The sequence below is a fragment of the Streptomyces sp. NBC_01463 genome (genome assembly GCA_036227345.1).
Lineage (GTDB): Bacteria > Actinomycetota > Actinomycetes > Streptomycetales > Streptomycetaceae > Streptomyces.
Genome location: CP109468.1, coordinates 7,474,795 through 7,491,893 on the forward strand (window position 1 = coordinate 7,474,795; position 17,099 = coordinate 7,491,893).

Sequence of the window (17,099 nt, forward strand, 5' to 3'; positions counted from 1 at the left end):
GATCAGGAGCCGTCGGCCGGCGGCTCCTTGTCGTACGCGGACGTGCCCGAGTCCAGCAGTGGCTCCTGCGTCTTCAGATGGGCCGGGGCGAAGGCGCGCAGCACGTGGTAGCCGGTGATGACCACGATGGTGCCGAGCGCGATCCCGCTCAGTTCGAAGTTGTCGGAGATCTTCAGGCTGACCCCGCCGACGCCGATGATGATGCCCGCGGCGGCCGGCACCAGGTTCAGCGGGTTGCGCAGGTCGACCTTGGCGTTCAGCCAGATCTGGGCGCCGAGCAGGCCGATCATGCCGTACAGGATGACGGTGATGCCGCCGAGCACCCCGCCGGGAATGGCGGCGACGACGGCGCCGAACTTGGGGCAGAGGCCGAACAGCAGGGCGAAGCAGGCGGCCGCCCAGTAGGCGGCGGTGGAGTAGACCCGGGTCGCGGCCATCACCCCGATGTTCTCGGAGTACGTCGTGTTCGGCGGGCCGCCCACGGCGGTCGAGAGCATCGAGGCGGCGCCGTCCGCGGCGATCGCGGTGCCCAGCTTGCTGTCCAGGGAGTGGCCGGTCATCTCACCGACGGCCTTCACATGGCCGGCGTTCTCGGCGATGAGCGCGATGACGACGGGCAGCGCGACCAGGATCGCCGACCACTCGAAGCTCGGTGCGTGGAAGGTCGGCAGTCCGACCCAGTCGGCCTTCCCGACGCCCGACAGGTCGAGCCGCCAGTGGTCCACGGCCTCGGCCCCGCCCGCCGGTGAGTGGATCTTCCCGAAGACACGGTCCAGGACCCAGGACAGCACGTAGCCGAAGACGAGACCGAGGAAGATCGCGATACGGGAGAAGAAACCGCGCAGGCAGACCACGGCCAGTCCGGTGAACAGCATCACCAGCAGGGCGGTCCACTGGTCCTGCGGCCAGTACGTCGACGCGGTGACCGGTGCCAGGTTGAAGCCGATGAGCATCACGACCGCGCCCGTCACCACCGGCGGCATCGCCGCGTGGATGATCCGGGCGCCGAACCGCTGCACCGCGAGACCGGCGAGGAAGAGGACGGCCCCGACGACGAAGACCGCACCGGTGACGACCGCGCTGCTGCCGCCACTGGCCCGGATGGTGGCGGCCACCCCGACGAAGGAGAGCGAACAGCCCAGATAGCTGGGCACCTGACCGCGGGTGGCCAGCAGGAAGATGGCCGTGGCGACACCCGACATCATGATCGCCAGGTTCGGGTCGAGCCCCATGAGCACCGGGGCCACGAACGACGCACCGAACATGGCGACCACGTGCTGGGCGCCGAGCCCGAACGTCCGGGGCCAGGTGAGCCGCTCGTCGGGGCGGACCACCGCTCCCGGTGCGGGCGTCTTCCCGTCGCCGTGCAAGGTCCAGCGCACGCCGAGGCCGCCCATGGTTGCTCCCTGTGTGTAGATGCGGAGTCCGGTACCTCGACGGGTACGGCAGCACCGCAGAAATGATCAGCGCCATGGTAGTGCCGGTCCGGAATGTCCACCCCGCCGGGTTCGGTGGCCCGGCGGGGTCCCATCCGTGAATCGTGCGCGAGGCATTGTCACTCAGAACGGTCGGCCCTACGCTCGCACGGTCTTGCTCGTGAACATTGTTCATATACATGACTGGGAGTGTTCGATGAGTGGAAGTCCCCGTCGGCGCCTCGGCGCCCTCCTCGCCACCGCGGCCGCCCTGACCGCCCTGCTCGTCCCCACCACCGCCTCGGCGGCCCCGCCCGGCCACCCGCCGTCCCGTACCCCGGCGACCGTGGTCATCGACGGGCACCGCATCCAGCAGACCAAGGTCCGGCTCGACCACGGCGACCCGGCCCTGCGCACCGCGCTGCGCTCCCTCACCGCCAAGGCGGACGAGTGGCTCGGCCAGGGCCCCTGGACGGTCGTCGACAAGCCGAAGCCCGCACCTGGCGGCGACCCGCACGACTACCTCAGCCAGGCGCCCTACTGGTGGCCGTCCCAGCCGAGGACCACGGAGAACCCCTGGGGCTGCCCGTACGTCCAGCGCGACGGCGAACGCAATCCCGAGGTCGACACCGGCACCGACCGCCCCGACATCGGCAAGGTCTTCAACTCCGTGACCACCCTCAGCCTCGCCTGGTACTACACGGGCCGGAAGCAGTACGCGGAACACGCCTCCGACATCCTGCGCACCTGGTTCCTGGACCCGGCGACCCGGATGAACCCCAACCTGAACCACGGGCAGTTCATCCCCTGCAAGTACGACGGCCGGGCGATCGGCATCATCGACTTCTCCCAGCAGTACACATCGGTCCTGGATGCCGTCGCCCTGCTCGACACCGGCGCCCCCGGCTGGACGACGAACGACCGGACCGCCATGCGGAGCTGGAACGCCGCGTTCCTCGACTGGCTGGTCGACTCCGACTTCGGGAAGCAGGAGTCCGCGGCGCAGAACAACCACGGCACCTTCCAGGACATGCAGATCGCCGGCCTCGCCCTCGCCACCGGCGACAAGGCGCTCGCCCGCAGGACCGTCCTGGCCGCCCGCGCACTCCGCATCGATCCGCAGATCGCCGGCGACGGCACCCAGCCGCAGGAACTGGCACGCACCCGCAGCTGGCACTACTCGACCTTCGACCTGGTCGCCTACACCCGCCTCGCGGCCATCGGCCGACACGTCGGGGTGGACCTCTGGGCGTACGAAGGTCCGCAGGGCCAGAGCCTGTTCAAGGCGGTCGACTACCTCCTGCCCGCCGCAACGGGTGCAGCGCCCTGGCCCCACCCGGAGCTGGAGTTCTACCGCTACGCGGCGAGCGACATCGTGCACGCGGCCGCCGACGCCGGTGACGCGAAGGCCCGGGCCGCCGTGGCGGAACTGGAGACACCGCCCGGCGGAGACCTCTGGGCCCTGCGGCCCGCCGCCGAACAGCTCGACTCGATCGCCGGCTGAACGGCCCGCCGCGCCCCTGCGCTCAGGGGCGCGGCGCCGCCGCCCTGCTCGTCGCGTCCGATCCCGCCACGGTCTTCCGGTCCCCGGCCCGCAGCACCCCGGCACCGAGCACCAGCCCGAACGCCAGCACCGACACCACACCGAACGAGACGACCAGCGACGTGGCCTCCGCCAGGGAACCGATGGCCGACGGGGCGATGAGACCCGAGGTGTACGTGATCGTCGCGACGCCCGCGATGGCCTGGCTCGGATTGGGACCGCTGCGCCCGGCCGCCGCGAAGGCGAGCGGCACGACCACGGCGATGCCGAGCCCCATCAGGCCGAACCCGCTCATCGCCAGCGCCGCGTTCGGAGCGGTGACCACCATGACCCCGCCGATCGTCGCGAGGACGCCGCCGGTCCGTACGGTGCGCACCGCGCCGAATCGGTCGACGACCCGGTCACCGGCGATCCGCGCGACCGCCATGGTCAGGGTGAACGCGGTCGTCGACGCGGCGGCCAGCCCCGCCGAACTGTCCAGCACATCACGCAGGTAGACCGCCGACCAGTCCAGGCTGGCCCCCTCGGCGAACACCGCGCAGAAACCGACCGCACCGATGATCAGCGCCGACTTCGGCGGCAGCGCGAAGCGCGGCGGCGGCTCCTCGTCCGGTTCGCTGCGCAGGTCCAGCACCCGCTGACAGGCGATCAGGCCCAGTGCGGTCAGGACGAGAGCGGCGATCGTGTGGTGCAGCCGCGCGTCGGCTCCCAGATGGGCGGCCACCGTGCCCGCCGCCGAACCGATCAGGGCGCCCACGCTCCACATCCCGTGCAGCCCGGACATGATCGACTTGTTGAGGCGGTTCTCCACCTCGACCCCGAGCGCGTTCATCGCCACATCCGACATGCCGGCCGACGCCCCGTAAAGGAACAGCGCCGCGCACAGGGTCAGCAGACTGGGGGCCAGGGACGGCAGGATCAGCGCCAGGGTCCACAGGGCCAGCAGCCCGCGCAACGCGGTCCGCGCGCCGAAACGGTGACTGACCGCACCGGCGAGCGGCATGGCGAGCGAGGCGCCGATCGCGGGAAACGCCAGAGCGATGCCGAGCTGCCCGGCGCTGACCCCGGCGTGGTCCTGGATCCAGGGCACCCGGGTGGCGAAACTCCCGGTCACCGCGCCGTGCACGGTGAAGACCGCGGCAACGGCGTACCTGGCCCGCCTCACCTCTTGTATGCCGAAGACCTTGGCCGTGGAATCCGTCGTCATGCCACCGTTCCCTCCCCTGGAAATTCTCTGTCCGCGCGGTTCGTGACGCTCCCGGGCGCCCTTCTCCACGATGCGGGCAGTAAACTATCAGGAACCCTGCCTGATAAATAGAGCGTCTGCATCGCGACAGTGATCTGGAAGGATCCCGGCATGCCCGCATCACCGAGCACCGCCCGGGCCATCAACGACCGGCTGGCCCTGCGCCTCCTCCAGCAGGACGGCCCCCTGACGGCCACGCAGTTGAAGACCCTGACCGGACTCTCCCGGCCCACCGTCGCCGACCTCGTCGAACGACTGCAGGGAGCGGGACTCGTCCGGGTGGTCGGCGAGGCCGGGGCCGAGCGCCGGGGGCCCAACGCCCGGCTCTACGGGATCGTCGCCGACCGCGCCCACCTGGCCGGCCTCGACGTACGCACCGACAGCGTCGCCGTCGTCGTCGCCGACCTGCTGGGCGTCACCCTCGCCGAGGCCACCCTGCCGATCGGCAGCGACACCGCCGCCGACGACGCGGTGGCACAGGCAGTCGCCCTCCTGGAGCGCACAGCGCGCAAGGCCGGGACGGCGCCCCTGCACAGCGTCGGCATCGGCGCCCCCGGCCTGATCGACCCGGTCACCGGTGAACTCCGCGACACGACCGGCCTGCCCGCCTGGCACCGCAGCCTGGTCCGCGCCCTCCAGCAACGCCTGTCCGCGACCGTGCTCGTGGAGAACGAGACCAACCTCGCCGCCGTCGCCGAACACCGCGTCGGCGCCGCCCGGGACCACGACACGTTCGTCCTGCTCTGGCTCGGCCATGGTGTCGGGGCGGCGGTGATGCTGGACGGGAAACTGCGCCGCGGCGCGTCGGGCGGCGCGGGGGAGATCGGCTTCCTGCCGGTGCCCGGCACGGCCGGGACGCCCTCCTCCGTCAACTGCGACGGCGGATTCCACTCGCTCGTGGGCTCGGCCCCGCTCTGCGAACTGGCCGCCGCCCACGGCATCACCGCACCGGCCGGCGGCCGGGAACCCGGCGCCGCGGTCGCCGTGCGTGCGGCCCTCGCGGGCGAGGGCGACAGCGAGACCTTCCTCGACACCCTCGCCGACCGCCTCGCCACCGGGGCCGCGGCCGTCGCCTCGGTCCTGGACCCCGGCTGTGTCCTGCTCTCCGGGGAGGTCGGCCACGCGGGCGGCGACGCGCTGGCCGCCCGGGTCGAGGAACGGCTCGCCCTGATGTCGCCCCTGCGCACGGAGGTCCGGGCCGGGCTGCTCGGCGGCACCGCGGTCCTGCGCGGCGCGCTGCTTGTGGCGCGGGAGGCGGCGCAGGACGCGTTGTTCGCCCCGGCGGTGTGACGTTGCGCCGGTCCGTGGTGCGGGGTTCCGTCCTCAATCTCCCCCATAGCCTTAAGGGCATGGGGGGACCCCCTCGACGGGCTGGATTGTGCGGGTGCTCCGCGACCCGGGGGCGCCTGCCCGGTGGGTGGGGGTCCGGTGCCCCTCCGGGGCGTCTCCTCAAACGACGAACGTTTCCAGTCCCACGCGATGGACCCGGGTATGTGTTCGTCGTCCTGCGGGGACTCCCCTGCACGGCCCCGGACCCGGCCGTCCCGCGTCCGCGGCAGAAAGCTGAGCCGGTGTTCAGACGCACGCGAGAGCGGGTGGGGGCGTGCAGGGGGGTCCCCGCAGAAGAATGGCGTAATACCCGGCCCCCGCTACGTCTCCGGTTGCCACGCCAGTTTTTGAGGAGACGCCCCGGAGGGCCCCCACCCCCACCCACCGGACAATGGCGCCCCCGCAACACGGGGCCCCGCACCCCAGGAGCGCAGCGGCAACCGTGTCCGAAAACCGCCTTGTCACGGCCTGTCTGTGAGCCACTCCACAGCGTTCACCCGTATGGCTCACGGCCAGTCGTGGCACACTGATCGTGTACCAGCAGCAGCGCACTCCGGGGTCGGTGTAATTCCGAACCGGCGGTTATAGTCCGCGACCCGTCCGCATCCAGCGGCCGGTTGACCAGGTGAGATTCCTGGACCGACGGTGAAAGTCCGGATGGGAGGCAGTGCGCGGCGGGCCGTTTCGCGGGTACGCCGCCGTCGGCGGGTGGTTTTCGGGCGACCGATCCATCCGTTTTTCGGATGTTCCGGCGTCCCTGTTCAGCGTTCCGCTTCATCTGTCTTCATCGACAGGCCCCGGAGTCCGTGCCCGAAGAGGCAGGAGGACCCGGTGGACACCGCAGCCGACACGACCGCCATGCGCCGAGCGATCACGCTCGCCGCCCGCGGCCTCGGCTCCACCAGCCCCAATCCGGTCGTCGGGTGTGTCGTCCTCGACGCGGCGGGCAACCCCGTGGGCGAGGGCTTCCACCAGCGCGCCGGCGGGCCGCACGCCGAGGTTCACGCCCTGCGCGCGGCCGGCGAGAAGGCCCGTGGCGGCACCGCCTACGTCACCCTCGAACCCTGTAACCACACCGGCCGCACCGGCCCCTGCGCGCAGGCGCTCATCGATGCCGGGATCGCCCGGGTCGTCTACGCGGTCGGCGACCCGAACCCGCAGGCCACCGGCGGCGCCGACACCTTGCGCGCGGCCGGGGTCAAGGCCGAGCAGGGGCTCCTCGCCGAGGAGGCCGAGCAGGGCAACGCGGCCTGGCTGACGTCGATGCGTCTGGGACGCCCGCACGTCACCTGGAAGTACGCGGCGACCCTGGACGGCCGGATCGCGGCCGCGGATGCCACGAGCCGCTGGATCAGCTCGGCGGAGTCCCGCGCCGACGTGCACCGGCTGCGCGCGGAGGCGGACGCGGTCCTGGTCGGCGCCGGTACCGCCCGCACCGACGATCCCCAGCTCGGTGTGCGGGGCATCGACGGCGCGGTCCAGCCGCTGCGGGTCGTCGTGGACACCGCCGCGACCGCCGTACGGCCGGGTGCGAGGGTCCTGGACCCCACCGCACCCACCGTGATCGCGGTCGCCGACGACGCCGACGCCCGCCACCTGCCCGAAGAGGCCGTCCTGCGGCTGCCCCGCGCGGCGGACGGCCCCGGACTGGACCTGCCCGCACTGCTCGCCGCGCTTCACGGGCGCGGCGTCCGCTCCGTACTGCTCGAAGGCGGCCCGACCCTGGCCGGGGCCTTCGTCGCGGCGGGACTGGTCGACAGGGTCGTCGGCTATCTCGCCCCCGTGCTCCTCGGCGCCGGCCCCGCGGCCCTCGCCGACGCCGGAATCTCCACCATCGCCCAGGCGTTGCGCCTCGATGTGACCGAGACCGTACGCATCGGCCCCGATCTGCGGATCACCGCCGTTCCCGGCCCCGCCCGGAAGGAAAACTGAGTGTTCACCGGAATTGTCGAAGAACTGGGTGAGGTCACCGCCGTCGAGAAGCTCGACGACGCCTCCCGATTCCGCCTGCGCGGTCCCGTCGTCACCGAGGGCGCCAAGCACGGCGACTCCATCGCGGTGAACGGCGTCTGTCTGACCGTCGTGGACCTCGGCGAGCACGAGTTCACCGCCGATGTGATGGCCGAGACCCTGAACCGCTCCAGCCTCGGCGCGCTGGCGACCGGCTCCCGGGTCAACCTGGAGCGCCCCATGGCGCTCGGCGGCCGGCTCGGCGGGCACATCGTCCAGGGCCATGTCGACGGCACGGGCCACATCGTCGAGCGCAAGGTCTCCGAGAACTGGGAGATCGTGAAGATCTCCCTGCCGGCGGACCTGACCCGCTACGTGGTGGAGAAGGGGTCGATCACCGTCGACGGCGTGAGCCTGACCGTCGTGGACGCGGGACCCGACTACTTCACCATCAGCCTCATTCCCACCACGCTCGCCCTGACCACGCTGGGCATCAAGGAGCCCGGCGACCCGGTCAACCTCGAGGTGGACGTCATCGCGAAGTACGTCGAGCGGCTGCTCGGCAACTCCGCGCAGAAGCCCGGGGGGCCGGCGAAGTGAGCGCTCTGCACTGGCTGAACTCGGAGGCGTTCACCGTCTTCGACCAGCACATCATCTGGTCCGACATGATCGGCAACACGATCGGTCTGATCGCCCTGACGCTGGGCTGGCTCCGCTCCATCTGGACCTGGCCCGCGCAGCTGCTGTCGGGCGTCGTCCTGGTCGCCGCCAACGTCTCCGTCCACCAGGCGGGCAGCGTCGGCAAGCAGCTCATCGTCATCGCCGTCGCCGTGTGGGGCTGGCAGCAGTGGACCCGGGGCCGGCAGCAGGCCCAGGACGGTTCGATCGCCGTACGGTTCGCCACCTGGCGCGAGCGCGGCTACCTGCTCGGCGGGGCCGCGGTCGGCACTCTGGCGGTCGGCGGGCTGTTCACCGCGTTCCCCTCGCTCTCGTGGAGCCCGTGGGCGGACGCGTACATATTCGCCGGAACGCTCGTGGCGATGCTCGCCCAGGCGCGCGGCATGGTCGAGTTCTGGTTCGCCTGGCTCCTCGTCGACCTGGTCGGCGTCCCGCTGAACTTCCACAGCGGTCTCGCCTTCTCCGGTCTCATCTACGTCGTCTACGGGGCCCTCGTCCTGTGGGGCATGCGCGACTGGTGGCTGCGTACGCGGACACCCGCTCTGGAAGGAGCCACGGCATGACTGCCCAGCCCACCTGGTTGCACCGGGAACACGACGCACCCATCGAGGACCTCTCCCTCGACCCCGTCGAGCAGGCCATCCGCGACATCGCCGCCGGCCGGCCGGTCGTGGTCGTCGACGACGAGGACCGGGAGAACGAGGGCGACCTCGTCATCGCGGCCGAGAAGGCCACGCCCGAGATCGTCGCCTTCATGATGAGCGAGTGCCGCGGTCTGATCTGCGCGCCCATGGAGAACGACGAGCTGGAGCGGCTCGAACTGCCGCAGATGGTCGACCACAACACCGAGTCGATGAAGACGGCCTTCACGGTCTCCGTCGACGCCTCGGCCGCGCACGGCGTGAGCACCGGCATCTCCGCCGCCGACCGGGCCACCACGCTCCGGATGCTGGCGGGCGGCACGGCGGGCCCCGGCGACTTCGTGCGCCCCGGCCATGTCTTCCCGCTGCGCGCCCGTTCCGGCGGGGTGCTCGTGCGCAACGGCCACACCGAGGCCGCCGTGGACCTCGCCCGGCTCGCCGGGCTGCGGCCCGCCGGGGCGATCGTCGAGATCGCGGGCGAGGACGGTGTGATGCTGCGGCTGCCCCAGCTGGTCCCGTTCGCCCGCAAGCACGGGCTGACGATCATCTCCATCGAGGACCTGATCGCCTACCGGCGCACCTCCGAGCCCACCGTCCGCCGCGAGGCCGAGGTGCGGCTGCCGACGAACTTCGGCGCGTTCACCGCGTACGGCTACCGCTCCACCGTGGACGGCGTCGAGCACGTCGCCCTGGTCCACGGCGACATCGGGGACGGCGAGGACGTCCTGGTCCGGGTCCACTCCGAGTGCCTGACCGGCGACATCTTCCAGTCGCAGCGCTGCGACTGCGGCCCCCAGCTGCACGCCTCCATGCGGCGCATCACGGAGGAGGGCCGCGGCGTCGTCGTCTATCTGCGCGGCCACGAGGGCCGCGGCATCGGCCTGGTGTCGAAGCTGCGGGCGTACGAACTCCAGGAGCGCGGCGTCGACACCCTCGACGCCAATCTGGAGCTCGGTCTGCCCGCGGACGCCAGGGACTACGCGGCCGGTGCCCAGATCCTCAAGGACCTCGGCGTCCACAGCCTGCGCCTGATGACGAACAACCCCGAGAAGACCGCCGCGATCCTGCGGCACGGACTGGCCGTCAACGGCCGGGAGCCGATGCCCGTGCAGGCCGGCGAGCACAACCTGCGGTACCTGCGCACCAAGCGCGACCGCATGGGCCACGACCTGCCCTGGCTCGACGCCGCCGCGGTGTCGACCTGCGGCAACCAGTAACCGTCAGCACGTCCCAGCAGTCATCCGATCGAGATAGGCAGAAACATGAGCGGCAAGGGCGCACCCGAACTGTCCGTACGCAACTGCGGTGACCTGCGCGTCGCCGTCGTCGCGGCGCAGTGGCACGAGAAGGTCATGGACGGGCTCGTCGACGGTGCACTGCGCGCCCTGCACGAACTGGGCATCGACGAGCCGACCCTGCTGCGGGTCCCCGGCAGCTTCGAGCTCCCGGTCGTCGCGAAGGTGCTCGCCGGACGCGGGTACGACGCGATCGTCGCCCTCGGCGTGATCATCCGCGGCGGCACCCCGCACTTCGAATACGTGTCCCACGGCGTCACCAACGGCCTCACCCAGGTCGCGGTCGACACCGGCGTCCCGGTCGGCTTCGGCGTCCTCACCTGTGACACGGAGGAGCAGGCACTCGACCGGGCGGGCCTGGAGGGGTCCAACGAGGACAAGGGGCACGAAGCGGTCACCGCCGCCGTGGCCACCGCCACCACACTGCGCTCGGTCAGCGAACCCTGGCGCTGAGTGCGGGTCCGGGACCCCGTATTCTTAAGGACATCATGGCGAACAAAACCTTCGAAGAGCTCTTCGCCGAGCTGCAGCTCAAGGCCGCCAACGGCGACCCCTCCACCTCGCGTACCGCCGAACTGGTGGACAAGGGCGTGCATGCCATCGGCAAGAAGGTCGTCGAGGAGGCCGCCGAAGTCTGGATGGCCGCCGAGCACGAGAGCAAGGACGCCGCCGCCGAGGAGATCTCGCAGCTGCTGTACCACGTCCAGGTGATGATGGTCGCGCGCGGAATCTCCCTCGACGACGTCTACGCCCACCTCTGAGCACGACCACCGCACCGCACCTGTCCTTACGTATCCAGACACCCCTGTCGCAAAGGAAACCCGACCTCATGCTGCGCATCGCCGTCCCCAACAAGGGTGCTATCTCCGGGCCTGCGATGGCGATGCTGCATGAGGCCGGCTACAAGCAGCGCAAGGAGTCCAAGGAACTCGTCCTGGTCGACCCCGAGAACCAGGTCGAGTTCTTCTACCTGCGCCCGCGCGACATCGCGATCTACGTCAGCTCGGGCCGCCTCGACATCGGCATCACCGGCCGCGACCTGCTGCTGGACTCCGGTGCCGAAGCCGAGGAGATCCTCCAGCTCGGCTTCGCCCGCTCCACCTTCCGCTACGCCACCAAGCCGGGCACGGCCGCGGGCCCCGAGGACTTCGACGGCATGACGATCGCCACGTCCTACGAGGGCATCGTCGCCAAGCACCTGGCCGAGACCGGCGTCAACGCCTCCGTCGTCCACCTCGACGGTGCCGTGGAGACCGCGATCGAGCTCGGCGTCGCCCAGATCATCGCCGACGTCGTCGAGACCGGCACCAGCCTGCGCAACGCCGGACTCGAAGTGATCGGCGAGCCGATCATGAAGTCGGAAGCGGTCGTGATCCGCCGCAAGGGCGCTCCCGGCGACGAGCCCAAGGTCCAGCAGTTCCTGCGCCGTCTCCAGGGCGTCCTGGTGGCCCGCAGCTACGTGATGATGGACTACGACTGCCGCGTCGAGCACCTGGAGCGCGCCGTCGCCCTCACCCCGGGCCTGGAGTCGCCGACCATCTCCCCGCTGCACCACGAGGGCTGGGTCGCCGTCCGGTCGATGGTCGCGTCCAAGGAGGCGCAGCGGATCATGGACGACCTGTACGACCTGGGCGCCCGCGCGATCCTCACCACGGCCATCCACGCCTGCCGCCTCTGACGGCGGGGACGGAAGAGACCATGTCAGCCCCCGTACTCCCCGACCTCCCGGTCACCTTCCGGCCGACCCGTACCCGGGTAGTCCTGCTGAGCGTCGGAGCGGTGATGTTCGCCGTCATCACCGTCGTCGCCTTCACACTGGAACAGCTCAGCGGGGGAGAGCGGGCCAGTTTCGTCTTCACCGCCGCGCTGTTCTTCGGCGTCCTGGCGCTGCTCAGCCGCCCCAGGGTCGTCGCGGACGACAGCGGGGTGACGGTGGTCAATCTCACCCGCTCCCGGCGGCTGTCCTGGGCGGAGATCGTGCGCGTCAACCTGCGCGCGGGCGACCCGTGGGTCTTCCTCGACCTCAGCGACGGCACCAGCATGCCGGCCCTCGGCATCCAGCCCGGAATCGCCAAGGAGCAGGCCATCCGGGACGCCCGGGCGCTGCGCGCCCTCGCCGAGAACCACGGCACCGGCAACGACAACGGCTGAGCCCCCTGCCCCGCACGGCCTCTTGTTGATTACTCTGGAGGGCGGCGGCGCCCTGTGCGCCCCGCCCCGCACCAGAGGCCCCCGAGGCCTGCGGGGCTTTCCTGCGACCCAAGGAGTGACTCCCTCCAGCAATGGACGGATCGTCCGGTAGTACCTGCGCCGCCCCTTCTGTGGAGGCGGCGGCATGACCACCCCCCTGCTGCTTCTCAGCGCGGCATTCCTTCTCATCCTCGCCAACGGGTTCTTCGTGGCAGCCGAGTTCGGGCTCGTCACCGTGGAACGGGCGGACGCCGAACGCGCCGCCGCCGAGGGCGACCGACGTGCCCGTACCGTCGTCGACGCCCTGCGCGAACTCTCCTTCCAGCTCTCCGGCACCCAGCTCGGCATCACCATCACCTCCCTGGTGGTCGGCATGCTCGCCGAGCCGGCCCTCGCCCAGCTGCTGGCCGGACCCCTCGCCCTGACCGGTCTGCCCGACGGTGCCGTCCCCGGCATCAGCGTGGTCCTCGGCATGCTGCTCGCGGCCGCCGTCCAGATGGTCATCGGCGAACTCGTACCGAAGAACTGGGCGGTCTCCCGGCCGCTCCAGGTCGCCCGGTTCGTCGCCGCACCCCAGCAGGTCTTCACCCGGGTCTTCCGCCCGGTGATCGGCCTGCTGAACACCGTCGCCAACCGGCTGGTCCGGCTGCTGGGCGTCGAACCGACCGAGGAGCTGGCCTCCGCCCGTACACCGGGCGAGCTCGTCTCCCTCGCGAAGCACTCGGCCGAGGCCGGCACCCTCGAACAGGACACCGCGGACCTCTTCGTACGGACCCTGTCGCTCGCCGGGCTCACCGCCCAGCACGTGATGACCCCGCGCGTGAAGGTCAGTGCGCTGCAGTCCACCGCGACCGCGGCGGACGTCCTCAACCTCACCCGTGCCACCGGCCTCTCCCGCTTCCCCGTCTACCGGGAGCGCATCGACGAGGTCGTCGGCATGATCCACCTCAAGGACGCGCTGGCGGTCCCCGTCCAGGACCGGCTGCGGACCCCGGCGGGCCGGATCGCCGTGCCGCCGCTGCTGGTGCCCGAGACGCTGCCCGTCGAGCAGCTGCTCCAGCGGCTGCGCAAGGAGCAGCCGATCGCCGTGGTGGTCGACGAGTACGGCGGCACCGCCGGGGTCGTCACCCTGGAGGACATCATCGAGGAGCTCGTCGGCGAGGTCAGGGACGAGCACGACGCCGTGGGCGCCGACCGTCCCGAGCTGGCCCCCGCCGCCCCCGAGGACGGCCGGCCCGCCTGGGACGCCGAAGGCAGCTGCCGGGTCCTCACCCTGCGGCGCATAGGCCTCGACGTACCCGACGGCCCGTACGAGACGGTGGCCGGACTGGTCGCCGATCTGCTGGGCCGGATTCCCGCCCCCGGCGACCGGGCCGAACTGCCGGGCTGGCGGATCTCCGTCCGCCAGGTGGGCCACTACCGGGCCGAGAAGGTCCGCTTCGTGCGCCTGTCCGAGCCCTCCGGGGCAGTCTCCGAGCACGGTTCCCGCGGTGTTCTGGAGGCCGCACGATGAGCCTGGTCCAGTTGGTCTTCGCCGGACTTCTCGTCCTGGCGAACGGCTTCTTCGTCGGCGCGGAGTTCGCTCTCGTCTCCGTGCGGCGCAGTCAGATCGAACCCCTGGCGGCAGCCGGGTCGGGCCGGGCCCGTCAGGTGCTGTACGGCCTGGAGAACCTGCCGCAGATGATGGCGGCCGCCCAGTTCGGCATCACCGTCTGCTCGCTGACCCTCGGCGCCGTCGCGGAGCCGACCGTCGCCCGGCTGCTGGAGCCGGTCTTCCACGCGGCCCGTCTGCCCGAGGAGCTGGTCCATCCGCTCGGCTTCGTGCTGGCGCTGGTCTTCGTCGTCTTCCTCCACCTCGTCATCGGCGAGATGGTCCCGAAGAACCTGGCGATGGCGGCCCCGGAGAAGACCTCGCTGTGGCTCAGCCCCGGCCTCGTCGGCTTCGCCCGCCTCTGCCGCCCGGTCACCTCGGCGCTGGGCGCCTGCGCCCGGCTGGTGCTCCGGCTCTTCGGGGTCGAGCCCAAGGACGAGGTGGAGGCCGTCTTCACCAGCGAGCAGCTCAACCGGCTGGTCGAGGACTCCGGACAGGCCGGACTCCTGGAGCCGGAGGCGCAGGAACGGCTGGGGGACGCCCTGGAACTGGGCAGCCGCCCCGTCACCGAGGTGCTGCTGCGCCGGGCGAACCTGGTGACGGTGGACCCTTCCGTCACCCCGCGCCGGATAGAGGAGCTCACGGTACGGACCGGCTACTCGCGCTTCCCCGTCTGCGCCGAGGGCGGCGGCCCGTTCATGGGCTACCTGCACGTCAAGGACGTCCTCGATCTGGAGGACGGCGAGCGGGCGGTCCCGCAGCACGTGTGGCGCCCGATGGCGACCGTCCGGGCAGAGCTTCCCCTGGACGACGCCCTGACCGTGATGCGCCGCGCGGCGACGCATCTGGCCCAGGTCGCCGACGCGTCGGGCCGGGTCCTCGGCCTGGTCGCCATGGAGGACGTACTGGAGATGCTGGTCGGGGAGGTACGTGACCCGGCGCACCGGGTCACGGAGCCCCGCCGCAACGAGGACCGGCAGAGCGGCTCGGACGAACTGTCCGCCCTGGTCGGATAGCGCGCGCCGCCCCCGGCCGCCGGGTCGCACCGGTGGCCGGGGCGGTCGCGTCTCACATCTCCGGCGGCTCCTGCCGGCCCCGCCCCACCGGGCCCCGGCCCGACAGCACCTCGCCGTACGCCTGCATCAGATCCGGCAGCCGCAGCGTCGCCAGATCGTCCCGCGTCGGCACCGTCGTGTATCCCGAGAGCCGCAGATCGCGGTAGGCGCAGCTCTTCTCGTACAGGGTGCGCAGGAATCGGCCGTTGCCCAGCTCGTCGAGCCAGCCCTGGTCGACGACATGGCCGCTGATGGAGCGCAGTTCGTCCAGTGACTCCTCGTCCCACGCGTCGCCGTTCTCCGCGGCCAGCACCTCGCCGATCGAGGTGAGTTCCAGCGGGCGGTAGCTGGGGAAGTCCACCCGGGTGGTGAAGCGCGAGGAGAGACCGGGGTTGGTGGACAGCAGCCGGTCCATGCCCTCCGGGTAGCCCGCCAGGATGACGACGAGATGGTCGCGGTTGTCCTCCGCGCGCTTGAGGAGGACCTGCAGCGCCTCGTCGCCGTACGCGTCGCCCTTGCTGTATCCCGTGTTGGAGAGGCTGTACGCCTCGTCGACGAAGAGCACCCCGCCCAGCGCCGAGTCGATCAGCTCATTGGCCTTCACCGCGGTCTGTCCCAGGAACTCACCCACCAGGTCCGCCCGCTGCGCCTCGACCAGATGGTCCCCGCCCAGCAGGCCCAGCGCGTAGAACACCCGGCCCAGAATCCGGGCCACCGTGGTCTTGCCCGTCCCGGACGGTCCCGAGAAGACGAAATGCCGCTTCGGCGGCTGTACGGGCAGCCCCTGGCCCGCCCGCAGCCGCGCCATGTTCAGCTGCGCCGACAACGCCTTGACCTGGCGCTTCACCGGCTCCAGGCCGACCATCCGCTCCAGCTCCGCCAGCGCCTCGGCGAGCAGCACCGGATCGCTGGGCCCGGCCGGGAAGGGCTGCGTCGCCGGCCGGCCCGGGACCGCGGTCTTCTCCCGGGCCCCGCCCGCCGGCGGCACCGCGATGCCCGGCAGGTCCTGCGGCTCGCCGCCGGGACGCGGTTCCCGTCCGTCCACCAGATCGGTGCCCAGCAGCGAGTCGCCGTCCGGCTGCGCCTCGGCGAACGTGCCGTCGGCGCCCAGACCGGTCAGCGAGACGGCGGCCAGGCCCGATGCCTCCTCCGAGCCGTCCAGACCGTCGTAGTCCGCGATCGCCGCCAGCCGTGCCGAGGTGTCCATGAACGCCGGGTCGATCCGGTGGACCGCCCGGTACAGCGGCAGCGCGGCAGCACTGCGGCCGGTCCCCTCGTGCGCCCGGGCCAGCCAGTAGCGCAGCTCCTTGCGCTGCGGCTGCTCACTGCGGCAGCGCATCAGCGCGGTGGCCAGCAGCGGCTCGGCCTGCCCGTACATCTCCAGCCGCACCCGCGCCATGCCGCCGAACAGCCCGGCCTCGATGCCGAGCAGCGGATCCTCGATCAGCTGCTCCGTATGGCGTACGAGCTGTTCCCAGTCCTTGACGAGGTAGGAGCGGCAGGCGTGCAGGAAGCGGACCTGCGGGTCGGCGTCCACCGGCGGCAGACCGGCCAACGCCCGGTCCAGCTCGGGCACATGGCGGCCGTCCAGCCAGTGCGAGGCGTGCGCGAGCAGCAGGTCGCGTGGGCTCTCCAGCACCGGCTGCACCCACCAGCCCAGCCAGTACCAGGAGTTGAGGGTGCGGCGGTGCCGCCCGCGCTGATCGCCGAAGCGGTCGCGGTGGCGGTACATGTGCAGTAAGGCCGTCGTCGTGTCGACCCGCAGCGCATGGAGGCCGAGCCAGGCGTCCGCCATCCCGGGATCGAGGCGCACCGCCGCTCTGAACTCCTCCTCGGCCTGCGGGTAGGCGCCCATCGTGTAGGCGTCCACGCCGCGCAGCCACGCGAGGTCGGCCGGGGCCTGTGCGCCCTGCGTGCCGAAATCCATCAGGTCCCCCACAAACCGTGCCCCCAGGATGTCCCGCCGCACGACAGCCCGCCGAGGCGCGCCGAATCACTGTGCCATGGACGGGAATTGACCGCACCGAGAGGCATCGTACCTGCGCAGGGAGTGTGCGACTAAGGGCGCCGCAGGCCCAAGACCTACCGTGACCCAGGGTGAGCGGAAGGGGGTGAAGTGCGGCCGGAATGCGGGGTGGAGCACAGAACGAAGCCCCCGATCACGGG

At 71.4% G+C, this 17,099-nt stretch carries 15 protein-coding genes and 1 riboswitch; of the genes, 12 read left to right on the top strand and 3 right to left on the bottom strand.

The features are described 5' to 3' along the window. Window positions 1-2 precede the first annotated feature (2 nt). Window positions 3-1,397 carry an NCS2 family nucleobase:cation symporter gene (locus OG521_33060; protein ID WUW25328.1) on the bottom strand — a complete coding sequence of 465 codons (1,395 nt, stop codon included), beginning with the start codon at window positions 1,395-1,397 and terminating at the stop codon, window positions 3-5. A gap of 235 nt (window positions 1,398-1,632) precedes the next feature. Here OG521_33060 and OG521_33065 point away from each other — a divergent pair, with 235 nt between their 5' ends. Next, window positions 1,633-2,919, top strand: coding sequence for an alginate lyase family protein (locus tag OG521_33065; GenBank protein WUW25329.1), 1,287 nt, complete (start codon window positions 1,633-1,635; stop codon window positions 2,917-2,919). 22 nt (window positions 2,920-2,941) lie between these two features. On the opposite strand, the gene OG521_33070 is transcribed toward OG521_33065, so the two are convergent. After that, complete coding sequence (locus tag OG521_33070) at window positions 2,942-4,165, bottom strand: MFS transporter (protein WUW25330.1); 1,224 nt, start codon at window positions 4,163-4,165, stop codon at window positions 2,942-2,944. Between the two features lie 150 nt (window positions 4,166-4,315). Between OG521_33070 and OG521_33075 the strand changes: the two genes are divergently transcribed. The 11 genes from OG521_33075 to OG521_33125 all read left to right on the top strand — a co-directional run bounded on the left by OG521_33075 (window position 4,316) and on the right by OG521_33125 (window position 14,894). Further along, window positions 4,316-5,494: an ROK family transcriptional regulator gene (locus tag OG521_33075; protein WUW25331.1), complete on the top strand. Its 1,179-nt coding sequence runs from the start codon at window positions 4,316-4,318 to the stop codon at window positions 5,492-5,494. A gap of 583 nt (window positions 5,495-6,077) precedes the next feature. After that, window positions 6,078-6,208, top strand: a riboswitch (FMN riboswitch). A 156-nt stretch (window positions 6,209-6,364) separates the two neighbouring features. Continuing rightward, window positions 6,365-7,465, top strand: coding sequence for a bifunctional diaminohydroxyphosphoribosylaminopyrimidine deaminase/5-amino-6-(5-phosphoribosylamino)uracil reductase RibD (ribD, locus tag OG521_33080; GenBank protein ID WUW25332.1), 1,101 nt, complete (start codon window positions 6,365-6,367; stop codon window positions 7,463-7,465). Beyond that, a complete protein-coding gene (locus OG521_33085; GenBank protein ID WUW25333.1) occupies window positions 7,466-8,083 on the top strand; it encodes a riboflavin synthase in 618 nt (205 codons plus the stop codon). Beyond that, the gene (locus OG521_33090; protein WUW25334.1) at window positions 8,080-8,724 is read left to right on the top strand and encodes a nicotinamide mononucleotide transporter family protein; all 645 of its coding nucleotides are present in this window, start codon (window positions 8,080-8,082) and stop codon (window positions 8,722-8,724) included. The genes OG521_33085 and OG521_33090 overlap by 4 nt, the downstream gene beginning before the upstream one ends. Next, window positions 8,721-10,019, top strand: a complete 1,299-nt coding sequence (locus tag OG521_33095) for a bifunctional 3,4-dihydroxy-2-butanone-4-phosphate synthase/GTP cyclohydrolase II (GenBank protein WUW25335.1) — start codon at window positions 8,721-8,723, stop codon at window positions 10,017-10,019. Before OG521_33090 ends, OG521_33095 begins: the two co-directional genes overlap by 4 nt. Before the next feature lie 45 nt (window positions 10,020-10,064). Next, window positions 10,065-10,550: a 6,7-dimethyl-8-ribityllumazine synthase gene (gene ribH, locus OG521_33100; GenBank protein WUW25336.1), complete on the top strand. Its 486-nt coding sequence runs from the start codon at window positions 10,065-10,067 to the stop codon at window positions 10,548-10,550. Between the two features lie 35 nt (window positions 10,551-10,585). Then, window positions 10,586-10,858, top strand: coding sequence for a phosphoribosyl-ATP diphosphatase (locus tag OG521_33105; protein WUW25337.1), 273 nt, complete (start codon window positions 10,586-10,588; stop codon window positions 10,856-10,858). Window positions 10,859-10,926: 68 nt separating this feature from the next. After that, entirely contained in the window at window positions 10,927-11,775 is an 849-nt protein-coding gene (gene hisG, locus OG521_33110) for an ATP phosphoribosyltransferase (GenBank protein ID WUW25338.1), read from the top strand. 20 nt (window positions 11,776-11,795) lie between these two features. Then, on the top strand, window positions 11,796-12,248 hold the full coding sequence (locus tag OG521_33115) for a PH domain-containing protein (protein WUW25339.1): 453 nt from the start codon (window positions 11,796-11,798) through the stop codon (window positions 12,246-12,248). 184 nt (window positions 12,249-12,432) lie between these two features. Continuing rightward, window positions 12,433-13,800 carry a hemolysin family protein gene (locus OG521_33120; protein ID WUW25340.1) on the top strand — a complete coding sequence of 456 codons (1,368 nt, stop codon included), beginning with the start codon at window positions 12,433-12,435 and terminating at the stop codon, window positions 13,798-13,800. Beyond that, window positions 13,797-14,894, top strand: coding sequence for a hemolysin family protein (locus tag OG521_33125; protein WUW25341.1), 1,098 nt, complete (start codon window positions 13,797-13,799; stop codon window positions 14,892-14,894). Before OG521_33120 ends, OG521_33125 begins: the two co-directional genes overlap by 4 nt. Before the next feature lie 52 nt (window positions 14,895-14,946). Here OG521_33125 and OG521_33130 read toward each other — a convergent pair whose 3' ends face one another. After that, entirely contained in the window at window positions 14,947-16,860 is a 1,914-nt protein-coding gene (locus tag OG521_33130; protein WUW25342.1) for an AAA family ATPase, read from the bottom strand. Window positions 16,861-17,099: the final 239 nt, after the last annotated feature.

Excerpts from the sequence above, each read along its gene's own strand:
- hisG (WUW25338.1), top strand. The coding sequence starts at position 10,927 with ATGCTGCGCATCGCCGTCCCCAACAAGGGTGCTATCTCCGGGCCTGCG.
- OG521_33115 (WUW25339.1), top strand. The coding sequence starts at position 11,796 with ATGTCAGCCCCCGTACTCCCCGACCTCCCGGTCACCTTCCGGCCGACC.
- OG521_33125 (WUW25341.1), top strand. The coding sequence starts at position 13,797 with ATGAGCCTGGTCCAGTTGGTCTTCGCCGGACTTCTCGTCCTGGCGAAC.
- OG521_33130 (WUW25342.1), bottom strand. The coding sequence starts at position 16,860 with ATGGATTTCGGCACGCAGGGCGCACAGGCCCCGGCCGACCTCGCGTGG.
- ribH (WUW25336.1), top strand. The coding sequence starts at position 10,065 with ATGAGCGGCAAGGGCGCACCCGAACTGTCCGTACGCAACTGCGGTGAC.
- OG521_33065 (WUW25329.1), top strand. The coding sequence starts at position 1,633 with ATGAGTGGAAGTCCCCGTCGGCGCCTCGGCGCCCTCCTCGCCACCGCG.
- OG521_33060 (WUW25328.1), bottom strand. The coding sequence starts at position 1,397 with ATGGGCGGCCTCGGCGTGCGCTGGACCTTGCACGGCGACGGGAAGACG.
- OG521_33095 (WUW25335.1), top strand. The coding sequence starts at position 8,721 with ATGACTGCCCAGCCCACCTGGTTGCACCGGGAACACGACGCACCCATC.
- OG521_33070 (WUW25330.1), bottom strand. The coding sequence starts at position 4,165 with ATGACGACGGATTCCACGGCCAAGGTCTTCGGCATACAAGAGGTGAGG.
- OG521_33120 (WUW25340.1), top strand. The coding sequence starts at position 12,433 with ATGACCACCCCCCTGCTGCTTCTCAGCGCGGCATTCCTTCTCATCCTC.
- OG521_33105 (WUW25337.1), top strand. The coding sequence starts at position 10,586 with ATGGCGAACAAAACCTTCGAAGAGCTCTTCGCCGAGCTGCAGCTCAAG.
- OG521_33075 (WUW25331.1), top strand. The coding sequence starts at position 4,316 with ATGCCCGCATCACCGAGCACCGCCCGGGCCATCAACGACCGGCTGGCC.